Here is a 20,430-nt window from a genome sequence, read left to right on the forward strand (position 1 = left end):
GATCCGGGGATCGCCGAGCAGTTTCTCTTCGCCTGCCTGCTGATCCTCCTGTTCATGACCGGCATCGGAGTGGGGCGATCGTAGCATTGAGCCTGTATCTGCTCCTGATCGGGGTGATGGCCTGGGTCTGGGCCGTCACCCCGGCCTTCGCCTTGGTCAGTGCCACCGGCTATGTCCGGGTGGCCACGGACTCCTCCAAACTCCTCTATCTCGGGGCCAACCGGGCGGCCTTGCTCTCGACGGTGGCCCAAGCGGCGGCGGTCACCTCACCGGCCTCGGTGGCCGTGCGGCTCGTGACCGGGCCGATCGGCTGGGCCGCGCTCGGGGTGTCTGTCGGCTTGGCCCTCTATCAGATGCACTACAGCGATACGGAACTGCAGGCGGTCAAGCAAGCGGCGGCCCCATCCAACTTGCAGACCGGTACGGGCCTCGTCCTTCCCAACGGTGCCGCGCTGGAAACGGCCCAATCCTGTCTCTATCCCAGCTGTACGGCGGGACAAGCCCAGATTGTCACCGTGGCGATCCCCGGCAAGACCCAAGCCACGTGCGGATTGAATGTCCAACCGGTCGCGTTTCCGCTGGCGTGGTTCTCGAACTTGGGCGAAGCCTGGAATAGTGGCCGGAACAGCTGTGTGCAGACGTTCCGCTATGTCTATGACGGAGCCTCGTCAAATAATCTCGTCCGGTCCGGCGTGGGCGTGGCCACGCCGCAACAAATTCAGGACTATGTCGCCGCACTCCCGGCCTCGGATCCGAAATCCATTGAGAGCAACACGACGCCGCTCGGACAAGGCGCGACCGCGACCCCTGCGGCGACGACGACGAGTACGGCGGTCTCGCCGACCGAGATCCCGACGACGGTCAAGCCGGTCGGTCAAGTGGCGCCGACGGATGCCGTGGTGGATCCGAATGCCCCGAAACCCGCCGGCACCCAGACCGTCCCGGCCACGCAAAATACCACCAGTACGACGACGACCACGACCAATCCGGATGGCTCCACCACGGAGGCCACGCAGGAGAGCGCCTCGGTGAGTTGTAGCGGCGCCGACCATGATGCCCGTTCCTTCGGGTCAATCCTCCAAGCACACATCACGACCTGGCAGGGCTCGGGGCTGCTCAGTGCGCTCGCCATTCTGCAGACACTCACCTGGCCCGATGCCTTGCCGATCATCACGTTTACCTCGGCGACCTGGGGCACCCATCAGGTCGATTTCAATCAATGGGCCGCCGTCTTTACGGTCCTGCGAACCCTCACCATCGCGGGAGCGGGGTTCGCGGCCTATCGGATCATCTTCGTAGGAGGCGCATGACCGCCATCCTGAATCTCATCTACTGCTGGCTCCTCGATCTGCTCGCGAAGCTCACGGACATTGCGCTCAATGCCTGGGATTCGGTGCTCGGGCCGGCGGATAGCATCTTAACTTCCATCGGCACGGGCAGCCTGACCGTCCCCGTGATTCCGGCCCAATATGCCTGGATCCTGGGGGCGACGGGGATGGCGCAAGCCGTGGCGATCATCGCGACCGCCATGCTCGTGCGGTTCACCCTGCAATCGGTCCCGTTTGTCCGGTGGGGCTCCTAATGATTGAACTCCTTGAGGGCGTGCCAGGAGCCGGCAAGAGCTATCACGCGGTGGCCGAGTATCTCTTGCCCTGGGTCCGGAAGGGCCGCCGGATCTATGTCTATGTGGATGGCTTCTATCTCGACCGACTCGCCAAGTTCGAAGGCCGACCGCTAGAGGAATTAGAGAACCAAATCACCGTCTGGTCGTCTGGAGCCGAAGTCCTGGATCAGCTCACCAAAGTGGATCCCGGTTCAGCCGTCTTTATCGACGAGTGCCAGACCGTCTTCCGCGCGCAGCAGAAACTGAATGGGGAGATCCTCCGCTGGCTGGAGACGCATCGGCACTATGGCATCGATGTGCTCCTGATTTGCCAGGACTACCGCCAGGTGACCTCCGGCGTCACGCGCGTGGTCGAAATGACGACGAAGTTTCGCCGGCTCGATCGCTTCGGGTTTAAAAATCGCTATCAGGCCTTTGTGCGTGGGAATCCGGAGGAAATCGAAGTCATTCGCGGCTTCACGGGCACCTATGAGCCGACGGTCTACGCCTATTACGGATCCTATGCGACACCCACGAAGGAGGTGCGGCACGTGCGTTCGATCTTGCGTTCTCCTTCCATCATCCTTGGCGCGCTCGGTCTGTGTTCGGCCCTGGGCTGGTTTGTCTTCGGCGGCGGGACCTTCGGGAAAGGCACGGCACTCCCGCCACCGCCCGTCAGTGCTTCTCTCGCGGCCGTGCACGTGACATCCCAGCTGCACGAGCCCTCAGCTCCGCTGCCGGTCGTGCGGCCGATCCGGATTCAGGGCGGGATGAGCGATCCGCGACATGGGAGAGACGAATGGTTGTGGATCACCGACGACGGCCGGCTGCTCACGCTCGATGAGATTGCGGCCGAATCCGGCGGGACGGTTCAGGCGGTCACGTCCCGAGGCGTGAAAGTCCTCAAGGGATCGGGCGTGCTCTGGGGCGGTACTGCGTCGACTCCGTCGGTGTCCGCAGGGTCGAGGCCCGAGCCGGTTCTCGCACCCAGTCGGCTGCCGACTCGCACGGATCTATTGGTCGCGCCGACATCGGCACGAGTGGGTCAGTCGGTCGGCGAGTCGCCGGATCTCGTGACGAGCGATCCCACGCATGAGGCAATGGGTCAAGGAACGGAAGGGTTGCCCTAAGTCATGACGCAAGCGGTGATCGATGCCATGGTGTACTGGAGTGCCGCGTTCTTTCTCGGCGGGTTTACGGTCGGGGTGATCGTGAAGCTCCTCCTGGGAGGGACAAAGTAGGGCACGGAAAGGAGGTGACGGCCATGAAGACACGAGTCGGAGTGGGAGTGCTGATCCTGGTGTTGATGGCGCTGCCAGCATTCGCGCAGGTGTTCCCGGTGGATGCGACATCGACGACGACGATTGCCAGCGTCAAGACGGACTTGATTGCCTGGGGCGTCGCGTTTATCGGCGTGGCGTTAACTGTGTTTGCCTACAAGCGCGTGAAAGCGCTGGTACGGTAACACGGGACGGCCCTGAGAGACTGGCGCAGGCCGGCCGGTTGCGTCAGTCCTCTTAGAAGCATGTAGAGGGAGAGAGATGGTGACACAAATCAATCAATTAGGCTCGATGATGGCGGCCGATGTGATCGCCTGGGGGGCCGCCGTCATCGGTATTGCCCTCACCGCATCAGCCATCATCTGGGTGATGCGGCTGATGCGCGCCTGAGCGATTAGCTGCCAGGCCAGCCGTGATCCGCGAAGCTAAAGTAACTCGGATCACCAAGAACGAGATGATCCAGCAAGGTGATACCTAAGAGGTCGGCCCCCTGGCGTAGCCGTTGGGTGAGCAGTCGATCCTCCTGACTGGGAGTCGGATCATTCGACGGATGGTTATGGGCACAAATGAAGGCGGCGGCATTCATCAGAATCAACGGCTTAAAGACCTCGCGAGGATGCACGATCGACAAGGTGAGGGAGCCAATCGAAACAATGTTGATGCCAATGATGCCATGCTTCGCATCGAGTCCCGCCACGAGAAATTGTTCCCGATCCAGCCCCGCAAAACAGGGACGCAGGATAGCTACCGCCGCCAAAGAGGCCTGGATGGGTCCGGACATGACCGAATCAGACGATTCACAGACCAGCGTCAGGCGATACCGGGGAACGCGATACGGCGTGAACGTCGGTGCCGATGTGCGTGGCCGTTTGGGCTTGCGTGGCGTCTGTGCTCCGTCCATCGGTCTTCCTCCTTGCATAGATATGGGCCCCACCCGCACAAACCGGGGGGTGGGGCACACAAGGAGGAAACGGCGGACACGGATGCGCTCGCAGCGGGCAGGCCAGCACGACGGATGTCAGTTCGAGTTCTTCGCTGGCCTGATCTGCTGCTCTCCAGCGACGGGACGCGACCTTAGGGGGGAGACGCATTTCCTTACATTTAGTGAATACCTGTACGATCTATTGGGAAGAGGATGAGAAGACTTTTGACAATTAGCGAAGCATCGGAGTATCTAGGCATCTCCAAACTTACGCTTTACGATTGGGTGTGCTGCCGCAAGATCTCATTCGTCAAGGTTGGGCGGCTTCTCAAATTCCGGCAGGAACACCTCGATAAATGGATTGACGAACATACGATAAACCAACGGATGGGGTAACAGGGAGAAAGAGGAAGATCTTGGGATTAACGAGACGCCCTGACAGCTATTACGTTGAATTCCGGGTTATGGAGAGCCCGGACGGAAACTCATTAGTATTGGCCAGTGGCGTGGCCGGCGCACGAAAGAAGAGGTGGAAAGTTGGCTGTCTCAATAAGACGATGGCCAGAGAAATGGAAGCTGCTATTAAGACCCGTATATTGCTTGGACAAGAGAAAAGCATGTATGCCAAGCCAGTACTTTTCAAAGAATGGGCGTCGATTTATCTCGATCTTGAAGAAGTGAAGTCTCTGCGATCCATAGAAGGTCGCACACACAGCGTTCAGGCACACCTCATTCCATTTTTTGGCCGAAAGCTACTCTCTGAGATTAAACCGCAAGACGTAGAATCGTTCAGGTCCCAACGAAGGAAGAATAATGGTAAACCTGCCAGCATTCAGACTATTAATCATGACCACGTCGCCTTGAAGCACTGCCTCAATGTGGCCATCCGTAGAGGAATTCTACAGAGCAATCCGGCTTCCAAAGTTCCAATGCCCAATCCCCACAATGAGCGAGACCGTGTACTAACCGAGACGGAATGGGTCAATTTGTATCAGGTAGCAAAGTCCCATCTCAAACCGGTTCTTGTTATTGCATATCAACTAGGCCAGCGATTTAGCGAAATCGTAAGTCTGACATGGGATCGAGTGGACCTGAGGCGTGGCTTTATCACTCTGCGAAGAGGAGATACGAAGACTAGGGTAGCTCGACAAATTCCGATGACCCCAGATGTTCAACGGGCTCTCCAGAGACTCGCCAAAGCGCGAAGTCTTGCCTCGCGATACGTCTTTACTTATAAGGGACGACCTCTGAAACGGGTGAGTCGCTCGTTCACTACCGCTTTAAAGAGTGCTGGTATTACGGATTTTCGCTTCCATGATCTGCGTCACTGTGCGTCAACCAATATGCGTCGGGCCGGAGTGGATACGGCAACAGCAATGAAGATCGTCGGTCATAAGTCAGAAAAAATGTGGAAGCGCTACAACGCCATCGAAGAACGGGACTTGACGCAAGCCGCTCAGAAGGTTCACAAATATCTCGAAGAGAACACGCCGGGAACACTAGAAGAATGTGCAGCAAACTCTTCAAGATAGAAGTCGTTGAAAAATCATTATGCGCCCGTAGCTCAGTCGGATAGAGCATCAGCCTTCTAAGCTGAGGGTCGCTGGTTCGATTCCAGCCGGGCGCACCAAACCACACTTCGTGTGAGCCGCGGGCTATTCAGGCGCAGCCTCTCCGTTATTGCTGGCCCGCGGATGAACACCCTCCGATATTTCAGATGACAGCGTCATGACAAAACATCGAATCTATACAATAAGCTTCGCGCGTGTGTATCCCATGTATATCTCCAAAGCGGAGAAAAAAGGACGCACGAAGGCAGAAGTCGATGAGATCATTCGTTGGTTGACTGGATACAGCCAAAAAAAGTTAGACGCCAAACTGAAACAACAGGCAGACGTCGAGACATTTTTTTCGGAGGCCCCTCAATTGAATCCTTCGCGGGCTTTGATCAAGGGTGTCGTTTGCGGTGTCCGAGTGGAGGACGTCGCAGAGCCAACGATGCGGGAGATTCGCTATTTGGATAAGCTAATCGACGAATTGGCAAAGGGAAAAGCGATGGAGAAGATTTTGCGGAAATGATGTGATCCAACTGCCGAAGACTCTCCTCACGGCTGGCCGCCGCCCAGAAACTCCTATGGACATCGCAAACCGCCCTCTTCTATAGTTTCTCTTGATATCGGCATTGATCCGTCAAGGGTTCGAAACCTCATGCGCAGGTTTTTCCGACCGATTCCCCTCGCGATTTCGGCAATCGTCCTGGTCGGGGTCTATGCGTTGGTCGGGTTTTTTCTCCTTCCATACATCGTCAAATCACGCGTCATTCCCTCCGTCTCCGAACAGCTGGGCCGGCCGGTGCTTGTTCAGGACGTCGAGATCAACCCGTTTGCACTCTCCTTTACGATCACCGGCTTCGAAATACAGGAGACCGATCAGAGCGCGCTGCTTGGATTCGAGCGGCTGTACGTCAATTTCGAATCCTCCTCGCTGATTCGCCGCGCGTTTCGGTTCGATGAAATCACTCTCGCCGTGCCGTTCGTGGCAGTCCGTATTTTTCCAAACGGCCAACTCAATCTCCTCGAACTCATGAAACACTCCAGCGGTACGGCCGCGCCTCCCGAAAACGCCGCCGGCGCCGAGCGTCAGCAGGAGAAGAAGCCGCTTCTACCCATTGAAATCGGACTGTTGCACATCGGGAGCGGCATCGTCGAATTTCGCGATGAGTCGAAACGGAAACCCTTTGAAGTATCGATCGTGCCGATCGACATCAGGCTGCAGAATTTCACCACGCAAAGGGGCGGAGAGAGCGCCTATGCGTTCAGCGCAGAAGTCCGCAAAGAGGAATTGCTCAACTGGGAAGGATATGTCTCCCTCGATCCGCTGGAATCGGAAGGAAAGTTCTCCCTGACTGGGGTCCGCGGCCCGGTACTCTGGCTCTACGTCAAGGATCGATTCAATTTTGAGATTCCTGACGGCCTCCTGAACATCAACGCGCACTATCGTTTCGACACCACCGTGGAGCCGTTCAGTCTGAAGCTGAACGACGGCGAAATCAGCCTGACGAATCTGGTGCTGACCGAGTCCGGGAAAGACGAGGCGGTGATTTCGGTTCCATCCTTTTTGATTCACGGCATCAATGTGGACGTGGCACAAAAAACTTTGGATATTTCCTCGATCGAATCCAAAGACGCGCTCTTCAAGGGCTGGATGGAGAAGGACAAGACCGTGAACTTTCAGACGCTCTTTGCCCCGAAGCCGCCGGATGCTACCGAAGTGCCGCAAAAGGATGCGGCGTCGACTGAAGCACCTGCCGCACCGGCAGAGCCGCGGCCGTGGGCGGTCGCCTTGAAAGAGATTGTGTTCAAGAACTTTGGGCTGGATTTCGAGGACCGCACTACTCTGACGCCGGTACACCATCGAATCACGGCCCTGAATACCACGGTCAGAGACCTCCGTGTGCCGTTCAAAGAACCGATCCCCATGGATCTGGGATTCCAGCTCAACGATACCGGCTCCGTGCACGCCAATGGGACCGTCGGACTCAAACCGTTCGAGAGCAGCATCCACCTCAGCCTGTCCGCAATCCCGCTCAAGCCGCTCGAGCCGTACGTTGAAGGAGCCGCCCGTGTCGCCGTCGATTCGGGCCAGCTCGACTTGAACGGTGATCTGCATCTGGCCGTGGAGCATTCGAATGCTCCCATGCTGACGTACAATGGGAATTTCGGCATCCGGAACCTGTCGATCAGCGATCGCGACGGGGTATCGCCCCTGATTGGCTGGAAACAGCTGCAGCTGAAACAGATGGCTCTCACCGTCGATCCCACGACGGTGACCATCGAGGAAGTAGGCCTGGATCAACCGGCGGTGCAGTTCAGGATACAACCGGACGGGCAGTCCAACTTCAGCAACATTCGCCCGCCATCCCAGACAGCGGAACCTGCGCCCGAGGCTGCTTCTTCACAGAAGAAAGGACCGCCCCCCACCGTGGCCGTCAAGACGGTCAAGCTCTTGAGAGGATCGGCTACGTTCATCGACGAATCGATCCGGCCGGCCGTGCGGACCGGCATCCACGATCTGACTGGCACGATCAAGGGGCTTTCCTCGAAGCAATTGGCGAAGGCGGACGTCGAATTGACGGGCAGGATGGACAAGGTGGCCCCGCTGAAAATTTCCGGCGCCATCAATCCGTTGACGGAGAATACCTTCACGGATCTTCTGGTCAAGTTCGAAAACGTCGACCTCACGACTGCCGCCCCGTACAGCGGGAAGTACGCCGGCTATCCGATCAGCAAAGGCAAACTGTTTCTGGATCTGGCATACAAGGTGTCCAAGAAGCAATTGGAGGCGGAGAACAAAGTCGCGATCGATCAGCTGACGTTCGGCGAGAAAACCGACAGCCCGGATGCCACGTCCCTTCCGGTGCCGCTCGCCGTCGCCCTGCTCAAGGATCGAAACGGGCGGATCGACATCGACCTGCCCATCCGGGGCGATCTGAACGATCCGGACTTCAAATATGGGAAGGTCGTCATTTCCACGTTGCTCAATCTGTTGACCAAGATCGTGGCGTCTCCTTTCGCGCTGATGGGCAAATTGATTCCCGGAGGAGGCAGCGGAGAGGATCTCCAGTATTTTGAATTCGCGCCTGGATCGGCCATCGCCTCGGACGAGGACGTGAAGAAGGCCGACGTGCTGGTGAAAGCCCTGGCCGAGCGACCCGGATTACGATTGGAGATCACCGGCACCGCGGATCCGGTTCGCGATCGACAGGCCCTGGGATTCAGGAAACTCTCGGCCGAAATACTCGCCCGATGGACGCGCGATCGCGGTAAGTCGTCAGCCGATGAATCTATTCCGGCGCAGGAGGAACAGCGGTTGATCAAGGAACTCTACCAGCAACGGCGTACCCTCCCGGCATCCGCCAGCGAGCCATCAGGGACCGCGGCATCGCCCGTGACTCCTCCCACGATCGAGGAGATGAGGCGGGAATTGGCCGCGGCTATGCCATTCGACGAGGAGGACTTACGGGCTCTGGCTCATCAACGGGCGGAAGAGATCAGGAACCAGTTGACCGCAGACGGGAAATTGGCAGGGGAGCGAGTCTACCTGGTGAACGAGGACATTTCGGCCTCCGATCATGAACGCATTCGCAGCAAACTCGGCATCGCGGCTTCATGAGCCCCTTGCACTGGTCCTCTTCTCCACAGTATCGTAGAGAGACTGCGTGATCGTCGCCAACCGGATCAATCTTACTCATTAATGGATGGAGGACGTTATGGCTTTGCGATTGGGAGATGAAGCTCCGAACTTTACGGCTGAAACGACCGAGGGAACCATCAACTTCCACGAATGGCTCGGCGGCGGGTGGGGTATTCTGTTCTCACACCCCAAGGACTACACGCCGGTCTGCACGACGGAGTTGGGTACCGTCGCCAAGATTACGCCGGAGTTCAAGAAGCGTGGCGTGAAGGTCATCGCGGTCAGCGTTGACCCGCTGGATTCTCACAAGGGATGGATCAACGACATCAATGAAACGCAGCACACGACGATGAATTACCCCATCATCGCCGACCCCGACAAGAAGGTGTCGACGCTGTACGACATGATTCATCCCAACGCGATGGACAACATGACGGTCAGGTCCGTCTTCATCATCGGCCCGGATAAAAAGATAAAGCTGACCTTGACCTATCCAGCTTCATGTGGACGGAATTTCGACGAATTGCTCCGTGTCATCGATTCGCTTCAATTGACGTCGAAATATAAGGTCGCCACGCCGGCAAACTGGAAGGACGGGGAGGACTGCATTATCACGCCCGCCGTCAACAATGACGAGGCCAAGACCCTGTTCCCCAAGGGCTTCAAGACCATCAAGCCCTACCTTCGCTATACTCCACAGCCGAACAAGTAACCAGTATCCAGGAGGGGCGGCACTCAAAGTGCCGCCCCTCCGGTCATACTAAAAGCAATCCAGCCTTGCGAAGCGTCCTCCACGACGCGCTCGAAAGAAACGATTCGCCTCGCTTCCTCCCTCCGGGAAAACTTGCGACGGCGTCCCGCAAGAGCGGATAGGTGTGCGCCTGCCCCTCGTATTCTTTCGGCGTAGCCAGGGCGATGAGGTGTTCGATCCACCGTGCCTCGGCCGAAGGGAGTGCCACCGTCACGGCAGCGTCCTTCCCGGGCAATGGTGCCTTCCTCACCCTGCCGACCGTGCCCTCTGTCGGAGATCCGCCTAACCATACGAGACGGCGTTCTATCGTGGGATCATCGGCCTCCAAACGGCTTCGAACCAGCCGTCGAACCCATGTCCGCGACACGGTGGGGTTGGGCACCTTCCGATCGAACCAGCCGCCTACGTCCATGGTGAGGCCGCGCCCCTCCAGAAAATTGAGCATCGACCGGCGCAGACCCTCCCGCACCCAATCCGGCGCGGTGCCCTTCGGATCCGTATGGATCAGGTCGTTTTCGGCAAAACCCTGGAACCGAGGACCCACAATGCGGATGCCGTGCGAGTCGGGGTCCAGGCCGACGGGGCTGTGCGCCGTCGCGGTAAAGCGATGCCAGAATGCTGACTGCATCAGGCCCGCGGCGAACAATTGGCGCACACGCTCGAGGGCATCGACCGTCTCCTGCAACGTTTCCGACGGAAACCCGTACATGAGGTAACCGTGCACCAGGATGCCGGCTCCGTTGAATGCGGAGCAGACGAGGACGGTCTGATCGACGGTGATGCCCTTCTTCATCATTTCCAGCAGGCGGTCGGACGCGGCCTCCAGCCCGGCCGTCACGGCGATGCAGCCGGAAGCGGCCAGCAGGCGGCAGAGGTCGGGGGAAAAGGCCGATTCGAACCGGATATTTCCCCACCAAGTGATCGTCATGCGTCGTTCCAGCAACGCCAGGGCGAGCGATTTCAATCCGGCAGGCGGAGCCGCCTCGTCGACGAAATGAAATTTGCGGCGGCCGGTCTCGTCGATCAGGCCGGTGATGCGTTCGATCATGCGGTCCGTCGGCGTCGTCTCATAGCGGCTGATGTAATCCAATCCGACGTCGCAGAATGTACATTGCTTCCAGTAACACCCATGCGCGACGGTGAGTTTGTTCCAGTGCCCTTCGCTCCAGAGCCGATGCATGGGGTTTGTGCTGTCGAGAACGGTCACATAGCGATCGAGCGCAAGACCGTCATACGTGGGGCATCCCGCGTCGTTCGTGGAAAAATCGGCCTCCGTTTCCCCGGAACTATACCGGACACGGCCCTGGTCCCGATGAAAGGTTCTGCACAGGGTGCCGCGGGGGCGCGTTCCCGTGAGATGCTCGACGAGCGAGAGTAGGGGACGCTCTCCGTCGTCCAGCGTGACGAAGTCTACATAGTCGAAGATTCGGGGGTCGCTGATCCGCCGCAGTTCGGTATTCACATAGCCTCCGCCGAGCGCGATGACGGCTTGCGGGTGCTGCCGCCTCACGGCTTGGGCGATACGGAAGGCGCCATAGACGTTCCCCGGGAAGGGCACGGAGAGTCCGACAAGGCCTGGCCTGATTCGGTCGAGATGCGCCGAGAGTGAGTCCAACATGAACCGGTCGGTCAGACTGGGCGTCTCCGCCAGGCCGGCCGCCAGCATGTCGAACGACGAGGCCGACCGCGTAAGATGCTCGCCATAGCGATTCAACGCAAAATGAGGAGAAACCACTGCCTGGACCAGGTCGGCCAAATCCTCAAGAAACCATGTCGCCCGCAGCTTGGCCCGGTTCTCTACAAGCATCGAGCGTGGAAATCTTGCTCGCCCCTGAAATCGCGGCCCTCGAGGAAGGATATCCGGGCTGGCCAGTTCGGCTGCTATGCCGGGGACGCGTCCCTGCAGAAATCCGATCACCGGCTCGATCCATTTTACATAGGCCGGCGCAGCCTCAAGCATGGCACAGGCCTCGTCCGGCAACGGGCCTTTTTGACCGCGGACTTGCTCAAAGATTGCGCGGACTCCGTCACGGCTGAACAACCGCAGCACCATTTCGATGCCGAGATCCGCCTGATGACAAGAGATCCCGCGCGATCGAAGGAATCCGGTCAGGTAGGCGGTCGACGGATAGGGGGTGTTAAGCTGGGTCAACGGCGGAACGACCAGGAACACGGAGAATGGTGTCATGGAGCCGGACATAACATAGTCTCGATCACCATTGCCATCCGACGGCACGGGACGGAATCCGATCGTCCGTTGCCTATCATACCCATAGCTGATCGATACTGGACAGTGTCAGGAAGGGTCCGTTAGGGTGACTTCCCATGGATGGGAAGTCACAGACACAGGCATGACACACCTCAGGTCCTTCGTTCTCTACAGCGATTTCAATTGTCCGTTCTGTTACGCCCTGCACGAGCGGCTCCATCGCATGAAGCTCCTTGAATCGGTTGACTGGCGCGGGGTTCAACATGCTCCCTACCTGCCACGTCCCATGCGGCAATGGGATGGAACCATGAAAGCCGAGTTACAGTATGAAGTGCCGGCGGTGAGGCGGCTGGATCCCGACTTATTGATTGAGCTGCCGAAAGGCAAGCCCAATACCGCACGAGCCATTGATTGGGCCGCACGGCTCTTGTCCTCGGACATTCACGGAGGGATGGAGTTCGTCCGCCTTGTCTATGCCGCTTTCTGGAGGGATGGGCTGGACATATCGGATGAGGCTGTCTTGGATCAATTGGCGGCACAGCATACTGACACGGGGATTCCAGGACGTGCGGAAGAACGATCCGGGTCCATCGCGCGCGAATGGGAAGAGGGTTGGCATGGAACGGGGCAATCTAGTGTCCCAATTCTCGTATCGCCCGACGATCGATTGCTCGTCGGCTGCGTACCATCAGAACAGATCGTGAGGTTCTTTGGGTAGAGGCGCGTCAGATTCGCAGCGTGAAAAACGTGAAAAAATGGTTGCGGCCGCCGAGGCCCTCGCCACCTTGCTCGATTCGTCCGTGAAGATTCCCGGCACTCCGTGGTATCTCGGCCTGGATCCGATCATCGGACTGATTCCCGGCATCGGCGATCTGCTCGCCAATCTGATCGGCCTCACAATTGTGGGGCTCGCGGCGCGGCTTCACGTGCCGCGCATCGTCCTGGCCAGGATGGGGCTTAATCTGTTGATCAACGGGGCCGTGGGCTCGATTCCGGTAGCGGGAGATCTTTTCTCGGTCTGGTTCCGCAGCCATGCCAGAAATGCCCGCTTGTTGAGGGCCGCGGCGACCAGCCCATCACGGCCCACCGGAGGCGACTGGCTTTATGTGGGCTCCATCATCGGAATCATGTTCATATTGTTGGCCCTTGCCATCGCCTTGGTGGTGTGGTCTCTCGTGATGATCTGGCATGCCGTTGCGGGATAGTGGCGGGACGGAACGAGAACGATCTCTTGACGGGTCGTCCCTATGTCGATGGTTCGATCGTAACCCGGCAAGTGCTCCGTCAAGAGGCGACGAACTTGAGCGCGACCCCGTTGATGCAGTAGCGCAAGCCGGTTGGCTTGGGGCCGTCTTTGAAGACGTGGCCCTGATGGCCCTCGCAACGCGCACAATGGATTTCGGTGCGGGGGAAGACCAACTTAAAATCGGTCGTGGTCTCGATCACTTTCGGGTCGATCGGTTGCCAGAAACTCGGCCAGCCGGTGCCGCTGTCGAATTTATGATCGGAAGAGAACAACGGCAGTTGGCAACCGGCGCAATAGTAAATGCCGGCCTCATGGTTTTCATGCAACGGATTGACGAAGGGCCGTTCGGTATCTTCATGCCGAAGCACCCGATAGGCGTCTCCCGGTAACAGCTTTTTCCATTCCTCATCCGTTTTGACGACTTTAACGATCGGTCCTATCTCGATCTTCTGGGGCATGGCGCGCTCCTTTGCTGACAGGTGTACTCCTCGATGTCGCCCGCACGATACGATCCTTGCACAGCCTCAGGCCCGGAACAAGGGGCGAGCCGGTTGACTCACTCCCTTGCCCTTGCAGAGGACGGAAGGGATTGGTCTGTCAGGCCATCCGCCTGGGAGGTCGATTCACGGTCGAACGCAGCCGGCAGCACTTCTTCAATCCGCTCGACCGGAATGACCGTCAGATCGTCCCGAACTTCTTGGGGAACCTCTTTCAGATCCTTCTCATTGGCCTTCGGAAGAATGATTCTCTTGATGCCGGCTCGATGCGCCGCCAACACCTTTTCCTTGATGCCTCCGACCGGCAACACCAATCCACTGAGACTGATTTCCCCGGTCATGGCCGTGTCGCTCCGCACCGGTTTGCCTACGTAGGATGAGGCCAGCGCGGTCGCCATCGTAATACCGGCCGAGGGACCGTCCTTCGGAATGGCTCCTGAAGGCACGTGTACGTGCACGCCGTTTCGCTTAAATCGGGAGATGTCGAGCCCCATCCCTTCTGCGTGCGACCAGAGGTAGCTGCGGGCGGCGCGAGCCGATTCCTGCATGACGTCCCCCAACTGGCCGGTCAAGGTCAATTCATGGCTGCCAGGCAACAGCGTCGTTTCGATGTAGAGCACGTCGCCGCCCGTCGGCGTCCAGGCCAGACCCGTCGCCACCCCGATGGGAATATTCTTCCGGGCTTCCTCCGGCATGAACCGTTCCGACCCCAGCCACTCTGGCAGTACGGATGCTTCCACCGTGACCGGTTCACGCTGCACATCGGCCGGCAGATCGGCGAACGTCAGCGCGACTTTTCGGGTGAGCCGTCCGAGCATCTGTTCCAATTGACGCACTCCGGCTTCTCTCGTATAGCGCGCGATGACATGATCCAGCACGTCATCCGGCAACTTGACCTGCTCCGGATCGAGCCCGGCTTCCTTGAGCCGCCGTGGCCACAGATAGCGGCGGGCGATTTCTGCCTTCTCGCGTTCGCTGTAGCCCTGGACTCTGATGATCTCCATGCGATCGAGCAACGGCTGGCTGATGGTATCCAGCGTATTTGCCGTCGTGATGAAGAACACCTGGGACAGATCGAACGGCAAGTCCAGATAGTGATCGCGAAACGTATGATTCTGAGCCGGATCAAGAATCTCCAACAGAGCCGCAGCCGGATCGCCCCGGAAATCGCGCCCCATTTTGTCGACCTCGTCGAGCATCAGCACCGGATTCTTGACGCCGGCACGACGCATCGCCTGAATGATCCGCCCGGGCAGCGCGCCCACGTAGGTCCGGCGATGGCCGCGCAGCTCCGCTTCATCGTGAATACCGCCCAAACTGAACCGTTCGAAAGTGCGCCCCATGGCGCGCGCGATCGATTGGCCCAAGCTCGTCTTACCGACACCCGGAGGTCCCACCAGACACAGAATGGGAGCTTTGGCGGTCGGATTGAGTTTCAATACCGCCAGATGCTCGACGATCCGCTCCTTGACCTCCTTGATACCGTAATGGTCTTCTTCCAGAACCTGCCGGACCTTTGCAAGGTCGAGGCGCTCTTCTGAAACTTTGCTCCATGGCAGTTCCAGTACGAGTTCCAGATACGTTCGGAGCACCTGATGATCCGGAGACGAGGAGGGCACCTTGGCCAGACGGGCCAGTTCGCGATCGACTTCCTTTCGGACGTGTTCGGGAAGCTCCGCCTCCTGGATCCGCTTCTTGAGCTCGCCCAATTCACTCTCGTCCCCTTCGCCCTCGCCAAGTTCCTGTTGGATGGCCTTCAGCTGCTCCCGAAGAATGTACTCGCGCTGACTCTTGCCGATCTTGGCCTGTGCATCGCTCGCAATCTTGTCCCGCAATTGCAGGATTTGGATTTCCTTCGAAAGGGCGGCATAGAGTGAGCGGAGCAGTTCGATCGTCGAAGAACTTTCCAACAAGTTCTGCTCTTCCTTGACGGTCAGATTCAGCAGCGAAGCGACGCGATAGGCCAGCGTCGCCGGATTTTCCTCCTTGCGGAAGGCCGCCGCGGCTTCTTCGATTCCCGGAGCTTGAATCACCCGCGGCAGATCCGTGAGCAATTCCTGAACGGCGCGCTGAAGGGCCTGCACCTCACGATCCTGATCGGTCGTCAGTTCCAGGCGGCGTACCTGGACGCGCAGGAAGGGAACGGTCTGGTCGACCTTGAGCAAGGCCACCCGTTCGATGCCCTGGACGAGAGCGTGAATGGTCCCGTCCTCGGCAGTGGCGACCTGTTTTACAATGGCTTTGGTCCCGATGGTATAGAGATCTTCAAATCCGGGGTTCTCGGTCGATGGATCGCGTTGGGCGACCACAAGGATCATCTTCTCTTCAGTCTTCAGCGAGGCATTGACCGCTGCGACGGACCGCTCGCGCCCCACAGTCACCGGCATGAGGATTCCAGGGAATAAGACAGTCCGCTTGATCGGGAGAACGGGCAACGTCAGGGTCAAGGTCGTATTCGTCATGGCAATGCCCTCCGCTTACAGGTGAGCACACGGGTCACATGGCTGGAGATAGGTCCTGAGAAATGAAAGTCAACAAGCGGGGAGGAACGAAGCGTGATGGATGATCATTAAGTGGGTCTAACGATCGATGAACAGGCCGCCGTCATGCGGGTAGACCACTACCTTGCCGTTGACCGGTCGCTGATCCGGAGCAAGAACCGTATCGGGCGGCAGCCGATACATGTCGATGCCACCCAAATCGAAAAACGCGCTCACGCTCTTTTCGTTGGCTCGCCCGAATCCGCCTTTGACGCCGTATTGATCGTCGCCGCCTTCGTCGATGAAGAGACCCCAGCCGGAATGGTCCGCGCTGCCGAGTCCGGTCGACCGATCGAACAGGTATTGGTCTCGTCCTTTGTCGCTGTCGATCATCAGACTCACGGCATGATCCCAGGCTACGCCTCCATTGTAGAACGGTCCGCTCGATCCGTAGTGGTCATCGCCCCGCCGATCGTTGAAAAACCCCACTCCGTAGTGCGCGGATGAGCCTTGTCCATATCGTGCGGCATGATATTGGTCATTGCCATCGAGGTCCAACAGAACGCCGGCGCCGAAGAAATATCCGTGGCCCTGTGAAAAATTGTCGCTTTCATAGTGGTCCGATCCCGCGACATCGACCAGAAGGCCCCAACCTCCCGCCGAACTGTAGGCTTGTCGCTCCGCTCGCCGGCTCAATACCCTGCCGCCTGATCCGGTACCCAGCCCGAAACAATCGTATTGAAACATCGGATCGCCTGGTTTGCCGTTGGGCGCGTCTTCGGCGTTGTACGCGCTCGGGTATTTCCCTCCGCATTGATAACGGTCGTCGCCCTGAACGTCGATCACCGCGCCGATGCCGGATGGTCCTCCGAACCCAATCGCGAACCCATGGCTCGTGTAGCGGTCATTTCCCGCCATGTCGAGCAACAGCCCCAATCCGTGAAGCGCCGCTCCCTGTGTCATCCTGGATCCGACGTACTCGTCGTTGCCTTTGGCATCGAACAGAATGCCAATTCCTCCGAAGCCGGTTCCTCCGGAACCCTGCGCGAGGTGGTAGACATCATCGCCGGCCAGATCGATCAACAATCCCACTCCAAGCCGTCCGGCGGCCAACCCGAATGCACGGCTCTCATATCGATCGTTTCCCGCAGCATCGATCACGACGGCATTGCCGTGGTCCCGATCCGTCGATGCGGCGATCATGCCGCCGTAGAGATCGTCGCCGCCGAGATCGATGACCAGGCCGAACCTCGAGTCCAGTTCGTAGGTATTGGCCCCGGAGCCTCCGACCACAATGAGACCGTACGAACTGTCCTCGACATAGAGCACGTCGCCCGTGACGCCGGACGGGACCTTCTCGGAAGGCAACGGCTTCGACATGGTTCCGGCGAGGTGATGGAGCCACCGCTCATTTGCCAGACGCGCGAGCACTTGAGCCGCGGCGATGAGATTGGCATGATCGACTCGTTCCTCTATCAATTCAGAAAAGCGCGCGTCTTCTTTCAGAGGGGATAGGGTCTGTTCGGTCAGATTGGATATTTGGGGGGAAAACCGTTCGACCACACGCGCCGCATGAGCGAAGAGAAATCCGCGTTCATCCTCGGACAAACCGCTCAAGGCTTTGTCACGATGCTGGGAGGCCTCGGCCAAGCTATCCACCATGAACCTCATCACGGCCTCGGTCCGAGGACCGGTCGGCAAGGGGATCGCCTTGTGGAACGTCGACGTCCGGTCCATACCGGCCTCAAGGACGTCGAGTACACCCGGAAGGTTGACGGCGCCGCCTTCGGACAGTTCCGCCGCCAGCAGCCCATGACCTTCCAGATCGGCGAGCCCGTCCCATGGCCGGTTCAGCGCATCGAGAATCACGCGGCGTTTAAACCGCGCCGGCACCGTCTCTCCGGATACAGCCGCCCCCGCACTGTCCCGCTCAACCTGCTCCGGCAATCCTTGGACATCGGGTCGGACGGCCGGCATGAGGCGCTCGATCACCGAATCCCGAGACGGACTTCGGGGCTTCGCCGACGATGCGGGGGAAAGAAAGGAAGTCATGCCCTGGATCAGACCGCAGCCGGACAGTACCGGCATCAGACACAGAACCAGGGAGGTCAGGATCTGTTTGCTCCGACGAGGAGCGGCACTCTTACCCATGAAGATTGGCTGATCGTGCATGCTTTCTCATTGAGCCTTCGACGATCTTGAATTCGTACAACCGGCACTCGAGCGGTCCATTATATAGAGGGATGCGCCGGGAAGGGAGCAGCCCGATCGACTCTTTCAACTTCGGATCACCGGTAAAGATATGAACTTGCCACCCTGCCCATTGCTGCTTGAGCCGGTTTCCGATCCCGGCATACAAGATCGCCGATTGCTCGGAATGACCGAGCCGGACCCCGTACGGAGGATTGGCGACCATGACTCCACGGGGGGCCGGAGGGTCGAGCTTCAAGAAGTCCTCTTGTTTCACTTTGACATCGATGTCCTGGATCATCCGGGCGGCGTGAAAAAGGCGTTTCGCAATCTGAATGGCCTGTTCATCCCTGTCGGAGGCATAAATGGGTTGAGGCGAGGCTGCCAGCTGCCGAGCTTCTGCCGCCGCACGAATCGCGTTCCATCGATCAGGAGTGTGAAGCCGAAGCCGTTCGAACGCGAACACGCGCCGCAGGCCGGGGGCAATTCGTCTCGCGATGAGTGCGGCCTCCAGGGGGATCGTCCCGCCTCCGCACATGGGATCCACGAACGGCTGATCCGGCGTCCAACCGCTCAGCAGGACCATGCCTGCCGCCAGGTTCTCCCGTATGGGCGCCTCAATTTGCGCAAATCGATAACCTCGTTTGAACAAGGGTTCTCCTGAAGTATCGAGGTAGAACGTGACGGACTCCGCATCGAGAAACGCGTCAATTCTGACGTCGGGTTGCTGCGTATCGACGCTCGGCCTGCGTCGACATGCGGCCATGAACTTGTCGCACAGGGCGTCCTTGATGCGGAGCGTGACAAAGTTCAGGCTGGCGAGCGGACAATGGCGGGCGCTGACCTTTACCCGGATCGTGCGGCCCGGATCGAACCAAGCCGGCCAATCCAGCGCATAGGCTGCGCGATAGACATCGGCTTCGGTTCGATAGCGCGCATGTCCTAGTTCCAACAGCACGCGGTTGGCGACACGGCTTTCCAGATTTACGTGATACAGTGCGTTCCAATGGCCTGTGAACGAAACTCCGCCTTGAGTCACTTCCGCCGACGCGATCCCGAGTGCATCAAGTTCACGCTGCAAGATTGTTTCGAGACCCCGGGGGCAAGGTGCAAAGAAGCGCTGTTTTATGTTATCCATCGGTTTCATCCACACCACGGGTCAGGCCTTGCCGGAACATACCGGCGGCCGCCGGCGACCACGCGCCTTTGCTTCAACCGGGATCGATGTCATGAACTTCTGTAGCGCCTGCGGGAACCCCGTCTCCCAGAAGATTCCGGAGGGAGACAACATGGTGAGGTTCGTCTGCGCCACCTGCACCGTCATCCATTATCATAATCCGAAGATTGTCGCAGGCTGCATCCCGGAATGGAACGATCGGATCCTGCTCTGCCGGCGGGCAATTGAGCCCAAGTCAGGCCTCTGGACCTTTCCCGCCGGCTTCATGGAGATCGGCGAAAGTACGGAGCAGGCGGCCATTCGGGAAACGGCAGAAGAAGCCCAAGCGGAAGTGGCTCTCACCTCGCTCCATTCGGTACTCAGTCTGCCGCACATCGGCCAGGTATATCTCGTTTTCATCGGGAAGATGCGAACGGAGCGCTTCGGAGCCGGAACGGAAAGTCTCGACGTGCGGCTGTTTCACCCGTCGGAGATTCCCTGGGATCAGATTGCGTTTACGGTCGTCAGGGAAGCGTTGCGTCGCTACGTCGACGACCTGGCCAAAGGCGAGATGACTCTTCACGTCGCCTCGATTCCCGGCTCCTTGGCCAAACCGAGATTGGAGGACGACCGCTCATAGCGGTAGCGAGGATCTGTGTATGATCGCGTGGATGTCGACCAGTTGCTCCGCGCGGTCGAGCGCATAAAATATCCGCCATTCGCCCACCGCGTACTTGCAGAGATCGGGAAGATCCTGGGCCGCCGGCTCATGCCGCAGGTTGTCCACGTTTGAAGCGATCCACTTGGTCTTTTCGAACAAGCGCTGGGCAACCGGCATCTCAATCGATGCGAGATCGTCGACCACCGGCAGTTGGAACGACAGACGATACCAGGGCATGACGC

General features: G+C 58.8%; 20 protein-coding genes and 1 tRNA gene. 14 read left to right on the forward strand and 7 right to left on the reverse strand.

What is annotated here, in order from left to right; all coding sequences use genetic code 11:
* Window positions 1-86: 86 nt before the first annotated feature.
* The 5 genes from NSJP_RS19350 to NSJP_RS19875 all read left to right on the forward strand — a co-directional run bounded on the left by NSJP_RS19350 (window position 87) and on the right by NSJP_RS19875 (window position 3,273).
* A complete protein-coding gene (locus NSJP_RS19350; protein WP_155970255.1) occupies window positions 87-1,310 on the forward strand; it encodes a hypothetical protein in 1,224 nt (407 codons plus the stop codon).
* Window positions 1,307-1,582, forward strand: coding sequence for a hypothetical protein (locus NSJP_RS14415; RefSeq protein ID WP_080887568.1), 276 nt, complete (start codon window positions 1,307-1,309; stop codon window positions 1,580-1,582). The genes NSJP_RS19350 and NSJP_RS14415 overlap by 4 nt, the downstream gene beginning before the upstream one ends.
* Complete coding sequence (locus NSJP_RS14420; RefSeq protein WP_080887569.1) at window positions 1,582-2,733, forward strand: zonular occludens toxin domain-containing protein; 1,152 nt, start codon at window positions 1,582-1,584, stop codon at window positions 2,731-2,733. The genes NSJP_RS14415 and NSJP_RS14420 overlap by 1 nt, the downstream gene beginning before the upstream one ends.
* A 134-nt stretch (window positions 2,734-2,867) precedes the next feature.
* Window positions 2,868-3,068, forward strand: coding sequence for a hypothetical protein (locus NSJP_RS14425; RefSeq protein ID WP_080887570.1), 201 nt, complete (start codon window positions 2,868-2,870; stop codon window positions 3,066-3,068).
* Window positions 3,069-3,144: 76 nt separating this feature from the next.
* The gene (locus NSJP_RS19875; protein WP_269457678.1) at window positions 3,145-3,273 is read left to right on the forward strand and encodes a hypothetical protein; all 129 of its coding nucleotides are present in this window, start codon (window positions 3,145-3,147) and stop codon (window positions 3,271-3,273) included.
* 4 nt (window positions 3,274-3,277) lie between these two features.
* On the opposite strand, the gene NSJP_RS14430 is transcribed toward NSJP_RS19875, so the two are convergent.
* Window positions 3,278-3,784 (reverse strand): JAB domain-containing protein, encoded by a 507-nt coding sequence (locus tag NSJP_RS14430; protein WP_231989388.1) that lies wholly within the window; start codon window positions 3,782-3,784, stop codon window positions 3,278-3,280.
* Window positions 3,785-4,018: 234 nt separating this feature from the next.
* On the opposite strand from NSJP_RS14430, the gene NSJP_RS20155 reads away from it, so the two are divergent.
* The 6 genes from NSJP_RS20155 (at window position 4,019) to NSJP_RS14460 (ending at window position 9,710) form a co-directional block, all read left to right on the forward strand.
* On the forward strand, window positions 4,019-4,201 hold the full coding sequence (locus NSJP_RS20155) for a helix-turn-helix domain-containing protein (RefSeq protein ID WP_080887572.1): 183 nt from the start codon (window positions 4,019-4,021) through the stop codon (window positions 4,199-4,201).
* Between the two features lie 20 nt (window positions 4,202-4,221).
* Window positions 4,222-5,337 (forward strand): tyrosine-type recombinase/integrase, encoded by a 1,116-nt coding sequence (locus tag NSJP_RS14440; protein ID WP_155970257.1) that lies wholly within the window; start codon window positions 4,222-4,224, stop codon window positions 5,335-5,337.
* A gap of 21 nt (window positions 5,338-5,358) precedes the next feature.
* A tRNA-Arg gene (locus NSJP_RS14445) sits at window positions 5,359-5,435 on the forward strand.
* 98 nt (window positions 5,436-5,533) lie between these two features.
* Window positions 5,534-5,884, forward strand: coding sequence for a DUF2200 domain-containing protein (locus NSJP_RS14450; protein WP_080887574.1), 351 nt, complete (start codon window positions 5,534-5,536; stop codon window positions 5,882-5,884).
* 129 nt (window positions 5,885-6,013) lie between these two features.
* Window positions 6,014-8,977, forward strand: coding sequence for a DUF748 domain-containing protein (locus NSJP_RS14455; protein ID WP_080887575.1), 2,964 nt, complete (start codon window positions 6,014-6,016; stop codon window positions 8,975-8,977).
* A gap of 97 nt (window positions 8,978-9,074) precedes the next feature.
* A complete protein-coding gene (locus NSJP_RS14460; RefSeq protein WP_080887576.1) occupies window positions 9,075-9,710 on the forward strand; it encodes a peroxiredoxin in 636 nt (211 codons plus the stop codon).
* 43 nt (window positions 9,711-9,753) lie between these two features.
* On the opposite strand, the gene NSJP_RS14465 is transcribed toward NSJP_RS14460, so the two are convergent.
* Window positions 9,754-11,937, reverse strand: a complete 2,184-nt coding sequence (locus tag NSJP_RS14465; protein ID WP_080888610.1) for a B12-binding domain-containing radical SAM protein — start codon at window positions 11,935-11,937, stop codon at window positions 9,754-9,756.
* Between the two features lie 163 nt (window positions 11,938-12,100).
* Between NSJP_RS14465 and NSJP_RS14470 the strand changes: the two genes are divergently transcribed.
* Entirely contained in the window at window positions 12,101-12,676 is a 576-nt protein-coding gene (locus NSJP_RS14470) for a DsbA family oxidoreductase (RefSeq protein WP_080887577.1), read from the forward strand.
* 37 nt (window positions 12,677-12,713) lie between these two features.
* Window positions 12,714-13,163 (forward strand): DUF4112 domain-containing protein, encoded by a 450-nt coding sequence (locus NSJP_RS14475; RefSeq protein WP_080887578.1) that lies wholly within the window; start codon window positions 12,714-12,716, stop codon window positions 13,161-13,163.
* Window positions 13,164-13,242: 79 nt separating this feature from the next.
* Here NSJP_RS14475 and msrB read toward each other — a convergent pair whose 3' ends face one another.
* The 4 genes from msrB to NSJP_RS14495 all read right to left on the reverse strand — a co-directional run bounded on the left by msrB (window position 13,243) and on the right by NSJP_RS14495 (window position 19,509).
* On the reverse strand, window positions 13,243-13,662 hold the full coding sequence (msrB, locus tag NSJP_RS14480; protein WP_080887579.1) for a peptide-methionine (R)-S-oxide reductase MsrB: 420 nt from the start codon (window positions 13,660-13,662) through the stop codon (window positions 13,243-13,245).
* A gap of 98 nt (window positions 13,663-13,760) precedes the next feature.
* The gene (lon, locus tag NSJP_RS14485; RefSeq protein WP_080887580.1) at window positions 13,761-16,163 is read right to left on the reverse strand and encodes an endopeptidase La; all 2,403 of its coding nucleotides are present in this window, start codon (window positions 16,161-16,163) and stop codon (window positions 13,761-13,763) included.
* A 117-nt stretch (window positions 16,164-16,280) separates the two neighbouring features.
* Entirely contained in the window at window positions 16,281-18,353 is a 2,073-nt protein-coding gene (locus NSJP_RS14490) for a hypothetical protein (protein ID WP_080887581.1), read from the reverse strand.
* The gene (locus tag NSJP_RS14495) at window positions 18,325-19,509 is read right to left on the reverse strand and encodes a THUMP domain-containing class I SAM-dependent RNA methyltransferase (protein ID WP_197685426.1); all 1,185 of its coding nucleotides are present in this window, start codon (window positions 19,507-19,509) and stop codon (window positions 18,325-18,327) included. The genes NSJP_RS14490 and NSJP_RS14495 overlap by 29 nt, the downstream gene beginning before the upstream one ends.
* A 91-nt stretch (window positions 19,510-19,600) precedes the next feature.
* Between NSJP_RS14495 and NSJP_RS14500 the strand changes: the two genes are divergently transcribed.
* Window positions 19,601-20,167: an NUDIX hydrolase gene (locus NSJP_RS14500; protein WP_080887582.1), complete on the forward strand. Its 567-nt coding sequence runs from the start codon at window positions 19,601-19,603 to the stop codon at window positions 20,165-20,167.
* Here the strand turns inward: NSJP_RS14500 and NSJP_RS14505 are convergent.
* A complete protein-coding gene (locus NSJP_RS14505; protein ID WP_080887583.1) occupies window positions 20,162-20,425 on the reverse strand; it encodes a type II toxin-antitoxin system RelE family toxin in 264 nt (87 codons plus the stop codon). The two genes, NSJP_RS14500 and NSJP_RS14505, sit on opposite strands and share 6 nt — an antisense overlap.
* Window positions 20,426-20,430: the final 5 nt, after the last annotated feature.

This window comes from Nitrospira japonica, assembly GCF_900169565.1.
Taxonomy (GTDB): domain Bacteria; phylum Nitrospirota; class Nitrospiria; order Nitrospirales; family Nitrospiraceae; genus Nitrospira_C; species Nitrospira_C japonica_A.

Excerpts from the sequence above, each read along its gene's own strand:
- lon (WP_080887580.1), bottom strand. The coding sequence starts at position 16,163 with ATGACGAATACGACCTTGACCCTGACGTTGCCCGTTCTCCCGATCAAG.
- NSJP_RS14500 (WP_080887582.1), top strand. The coding sequence starts at position 19,601 with ATGAACTTCTGTAGCGCCTGCGGGAACCCCGTCTCCCAGAAGATTCCG.
- NSJP_RS14495 (WP_197685426.1), bottom strand. The coding sequence starts at position 19,509 with ATGGATAACATAAAACAGCGCTTCTTTGCACCTTGCCCCCGGGGTCTC.
- NSJP_RS14460 (WP_080887576.1), top strand. The coding sequence starts at position 9,075 with ATGGCTTTGCGATTGGGAGATGAAGCTCCGAACTTTACGGCTGAAACG.
- NSJP_RS14420 (WP_080887569.1), top strand. The coding sequence starts at position 1,582 with ATGATTGAACTCCTTGAGGGCGTGCCAGGAGCCGGCAAGAGCTATCAC.
- NSJP_RS14415 (WP_080887568.1), top strand. The coding sequence starts at position 1,307 with ATGACCGCCATCCTGAATCTCATCTACTGCTGGCTCCTCGATCTGCTC.
- NSJP_RS19875 (WP_269457678.1), top strand. The coding sequence starts at position 3,145 with ATGGTGACACAAATCAATCAATTAGGCTCGATGATGGCGGCCGATGTG.
- NSJP_RS14490 (WP_080887581.1), bottom strand. The coding sequence starts at position 18,353 with ATGCACGATCAGCCAATCTTCATGGGTAAGAGTGCCGCTCCTCGTCGG.
- NSJP_RS14505 (WP_080887583.1), bottom strand. The coding sequence starts at position 20,425 with ATGCCCTGGTATCGTCTGTCGTTCCAACTGCCGGTGGTCGACGATCTC.
- NSJP_RS14475 (WP_080887578.1), top strand. The coding sequence starts at position 12,714 with ATGGTTGCGGCCGCCGAGGCCCTCGCCACCTTGCTCGATTCGTCCGTG.
- NSJP_RS14425 (WP_080887570.1), top strand. The coding sequence starts at position 2,868 with ATGAAGACACGAGTCGGAGTGGGAGTGCTGATCCTGGTGTTGATGGCG.
- NSJP_RS14465 (WP_080888610.1), bottom strand. The coding sequence starts at position 11,937 with ATGACACCATTCTCCGTGTTCCTGGTCGTTCCGCCGTTGACCCAGCTT.
- NSJP_RS14430 (WP_231989388.1), bottom strand. The coding sequence starts at position 3,784 with ATGGACGGAGCACAGACGCCACGCAAGCCCAAACGGCCACGCACATCG.
- NSJP_RS14470 (WP_080887577.1), top strand. The coding sequence starts at position 12,101 with ATGACACACCTCAGGTCCTTCGTTCTCTACAGCGATTTCAATTGTCCG.
- NSJP_RS20155 (WP_080887572.1), top strand. The coding sequence starts at position 4,019 with ATGAGAAGACTTTTGACAATTAGCGAAGCATCGGAGTATCTAGGCATC.
- msrB (WP_080887579.1), bottom strand. The coding sequence starts at position 13,662 with ATGCCCCAGAAGATCGAGATAGGACCGATCGTTAAAGTCGTCAAAACG.
- NSJP_RS14450 (WP_080887574.1), top strand. The coding sequence starts at position 5,534 with ATGACAAAACATCGAATCTATACAATAAGCTTCGCGCGTGTGTATCCC.
- NSJP_RS14455 (WP_080887575.1), top strand. The coding sequence starts at position 6,014 with ATGCGCAGGTTTTTCCGACCGATTCCCCTCGCGATTTCGGCAATCGTC.